The sequence below is a fragment of the Chryseosolibacter indicum genome, from assembly GCF_018598585.1.
Taxonomy (GTDB): Bacteria; Bacteroidota; Bacteroidia; order Cytophagales; family Cyclobacteriaceae; genus Chryseosolibacter; species Chryseosolibacter indicus.
The window spans coordinates 1-4562 of record NZ_JAHESD010000123.1 but is presented as its reverse complement, the minus strand read 5'-3'; the positions used below and the strand labels follow the sequence as shown (position 1 = coordinate 4562).

Below are 4562 nucleotides of genomic sequence, written 5' to 3'. Positions count from 1 at the left end.
CCAACAGTATCTGAACCAGTTGGAGTATGCTCAGGGTCGACAGGGAATGTTTACACAACGGAAATGGGGATGAGTAATTACCAATGGAATGTTGTTGGCGGAACAGTAACTTCAGGGGGATCAACATCTGATAACAGTGTTACGGTTACGTGGGGTTCGGCCGGCACAGGCAGTGTAGGAGTAAACTATACGAATGGAGGTTGTGTATCGCCGAGTCCAACAGTAAAATCAGTAACGATTAACCCTGTACCAACACCTTCAGCTACAGGTCCAGCGAGTGTGTGCGTAAATACAACAGGGAGTGTATATACGACACAGGCAGGAATGAGTAACTATGTTTGGAGCGTACAAGGGGGCGTGATAACATCAGGAGGAACAACAACAGACAATAGTGTAACAGTGATCTGGACTACTACAGGGAGTCAAAGGGTGAGTGTTTCATATGCCAATGTTTATGGTTGTACAGCATCTGCAATACAGTCAGTAGAGGTGTTGACACCTCCCTTGCCTGTTGAAGAGGTGTTGGGCTTGAAGGTAAACTTTGTAAACGAGCAGTCGCACTTGCAGGTAACGGGAGCAGAAGATGCTACCAGTTTGATATGGGAGTATCCATCAGGAACAACAGGTAGTTCAACAGGCACAGGCATACCAGGAAGAGAAGTAGTTGTAAGCCATGGGACAGCAGGGTCAAAGACCTTAAAGGTGAAGGCTAGCAAGAATGGCTGTTCAGGAGGGTATAGTAATGTGGTGATGAATATTCTTCCGGAGTCAGCCAAGAACCAGGAGTTAGTGATGCCTGAGCCAGCGATCAAGAGTTCATCGGAAGGTTTTCTGTTTATGGATAAACATAGCAGTAACCATGCGGGCTGTATCAATGAATATGGGCCAGTGACTTTCCGGGTACGTGCAAACTTTGGAGAGCGTTATAACCTTGGAGAACTTCCGTTCAACATCACCATCCATGCAACAGTTACGGCATACTATGATCTTCCCTCGCAATTGCAGAGCTGGCCTGTAAGCTTTAAGCTTAGTCAGAATAGTCCGGAGCAGTTGTTTACCCGAATGGTCAGTGCCAGTCCAGAATTGATAAAGTTTATAGGCATCAAGGTAGATAGTTATACGACAAGCCATGCAGTAGCGGGCAGCTATGTACAGTTATCAGCTTCTTATGAAGAGCAGGACCAGGTACAAGCCAATGGGGCCGTTGTTACCTTGGTAACCCCTGAGATAGATAATACAAAGTGGGAGCAAACCTTTAAGTGGCACAGTAGCTGTGCTGATGTACCGAACTATGAGTTTCAATTGTTGCGAATCTATGGAGGAGAAGCGATAGACTGGAGTAGTGCGTTGAAGTTGTATACCGAGAGCAGTACCCCTGAGATGACTGTAACGATGGGCGAAGGAGGTGATAACAGTACCTATCAATGGCGTGTACGTGCGATAGGCAATAAATCAGGAGGGCTTACCAATCCTTTAAATCTACAGGCGGCGTGGTCAGGGGTAAATACGTTTACGTATACACACCCTGAGAGCGAACTGAACTGGATCTACAGCAGAACGTTTAGCGAAGGCAATAAGGTAAGTGAACATGTTACCTATGCCAATGGCTTACAACAGGTAGCACAGCAACAGACGCGGATCCAGGGTATTAACCAGATTGTAGCGAGCCAGACGTTACAGGATTATTCAGGCAGGAATGCTGTGAGCAGTTTACCGATCCCGGTAAAAGATGTAAACAGGTTAGGATATGTGAATGGATTATTAAGTAATGGCACAGGCAATTATGGAGCATCAGACTTTGATGTAGATCCGATTAATGCAGGTACAGCTACAGATAAAGGAGGTTACTACAGTGGTACAGATAATGGGATTAATGCAGGAGTAGCAGGAGCAGAAGGATACCCCTATACGCGAACGTTGTATACCACGGATGGCACAGGCAGAGTAAAAGAGCAGTCAGGCGTAGGAGCAGCCCATGCGATGAAAGGGTTAGACCGCCGGACAGTGAAGACTTTTTATACGAACCCGACCGAAGCAGAACTGGTGAGGGTGTTTGGTCGTGAGGCACCGTTAGCCAAGAGTGTGCAAAAGATAGTAACCTTTGATGCGAATGGAACGGGGAGTGCTACTTACCAGACCAAGGATGGGAAGGTAATAGCGACAGCCCTTGTGGTATCCGGATCTACGGGAGGTCTGACAGCATTAAACACAAGATCAGGAGGCACGTCAACGGTCTTTGAAGAATTAACCACCACAGAGAGGCAGGATGCGTACACAGCGGTGACGCGTAAGCCTTTACTGTTTACTACAGACAATACCACCCTTACGGTAAATTATAATATTACCCCCTCACAACTAAAAGAGCTGTGTGCAGGAGGGGTAAACAGTCAGGGTCTTTTAGGCTACTATCCGTTTGAGGGTAATAGCAATGATGGGAGTGGTTTAGGTAACCATGCCCTTGTATATGGCGGAGCAGGACTGGCAACCGATGCAATTAACGGTCAATGTTATAACCTTGATGGATCAGATGATTACATAGAACTGATAGATAACACAGACCTTGACTTTGGATCAGGAGATTTTAGTGTATCGTTCTGGGTAAGGAAGAATGCCAATACCTCGGGTTGGGATAACTCGGCAGGCGTTAATAAATGGAACAACACCTCGATGGCAGGTAGCAATGAGTGGCAGGTAGGGTTAAGTACAGCAGCGGCCAACAACCTTCCGATGTTCAGTATTGAGAGTGGTACAGTACAGTATAGTGTATATGGCAGCACAAACTTAAATGTAAATACGTGGTATCACCTTGCAGCGGTAAGAAGAGCAGGACAATTGTTTTTATATGTGAACGGCGTACAGCAGGGCACTCCAGTTAACGTAGGTAATGTATCAGTGAACAATGTTGGAAGGCCACTATGGATAGGGAAGACAGGAGCGGGGTATAATACAGCAGCATTGTATGATGATGTATCGATTTACAAAAGAGGATTAAGTGTAGAGGAAGTAAAGCAATTGTATCAGCGCAGCGGTCCGTTGTGCAAGACCTGTGATTACAAGATTGAATTTTTCTTGCGAAGGGATGATGATCCGGACTATGCACATCCGAACCTTCCGGCCCCGCAGTTGATCAGGGCGGGAGAGTGTTCAGAGCAGACGGCGTTACGCTGGCTTCCGCCCGCCTTTACACTGACAGGTTTAAGCGCAGCAGTAAACTACACGTTAGAGAAAAAGATCACCATCAATACGGTAAACCCGTTAACTGGGAAGACCTACCAGGAAGAACACGAGACGCAGCTTCGCACGTACTACCAGGGCCAGGCGGATGCTACGTTGACTACGATCAATAATTTCATAGCCAATAAAGACCTGAAAGGATTAAAGGCGCACCTTGATGCCAGTTACCAGATCAATCCAGAGACACAGGAATATATCATACCGATAGGCACAGGGACAGGAGGTTGCAGAGAGTATATTTTTATACCCGTGCTGAGCGTATGTAATGAAGTTACAGGAGCAGAGATGTGCCAGACGGGGAATGTAAACTATGAGCATTATTTTGAGAGCTACATGTCCGAGAACCATGCAGACTATGTGTTGAAGAATGGCACATCGCTGAACTATGCTTTCTTTACCAACTATGCAAGTAACAGCAAGCAGTACTATGTACAAGGGCAGCTGAATGCGATGATAGCCAATATGCTTTCAGAGAATGGAGGAGCTAGTGGAAGGCTTACTTGCCAGATGGTATGGGATACGTTTATAGAGGAGACCGAGGTGTTTGTACATCGGAAGATAGATGCCTCAGAGGCAAGTGCAGAAGACCTTGCCAGTATAGGCGGTGGAGTAATAGCGACAGAGAATAATTTAGTGCAAAACCTGTTGAATGCTCTTGAAGGGAAACTGAAAGGGTTGATGCCTGGCACAGAAGGAGTAGGACAGGATGTGTGTGATGGGGGAAGTAATAAGCCATACTTCATTAAGAAGACCGAGCTGTATGGGAAGATAGGAGGAGCATCAGTGAATCCAGTACCCGATGTAACGAGAGCCTACAGGTTAGTATATTTTGATGAGAGTAAGCCTGACCAGAGTAACGCATTGCGTTACTATGCAGGTATTAATGATGCGGCGGCAGCGTTAACGTTAACCACATTTAATAGTCTTGATGATTGTAAGAAATACAAATTGCATCAGCAGACACAGTTTGGTGCGCAGCCACAGGCAGAAGACGAGGCCACAGAAGCAAACAAGAAGATTACGGCGATACGGAGCAAATGTGCAGAAGGCTGCAGAGGCAGGTCAGAAGAGTTCAGGCAGGCCATCATCAATAACATCTACATCCAGAATGCAACAGCGAAGATTCAGTACTATGCCGTGAACAAGAGCATGCTGAATAGCAGGTGGTATGGAGTGAGAGACACAGAAGTAAATGCAACTACTTATGACTATAGTGAGTGTGAGATCGATAATATGGTAGATGCTTTGGTGCAAAACTGTATTGACAATTATTGTAATACACCATTAACACCCACACTGCAAGACCAGGCAGGCAGTCCAATGAAAGT

At 46.1% G+C, this 4562-nt stretch carries 1 protein-coding gene; it reads left to right on the top strand.

Annotated elements, in window-relative coordinates; all coding sequences use genetic code 11:
* Positions 1–69: 69 nt before the first annotated feature.
* A partial coding sequence (locus tag KK060_RS24510) for a LamG-like jellyroll fold domain-containing protein (RefSeq protein ID WP_254157866.1) occupies positions 70–4562 on the top strand: 4493 nt, incomplete at its 3' end.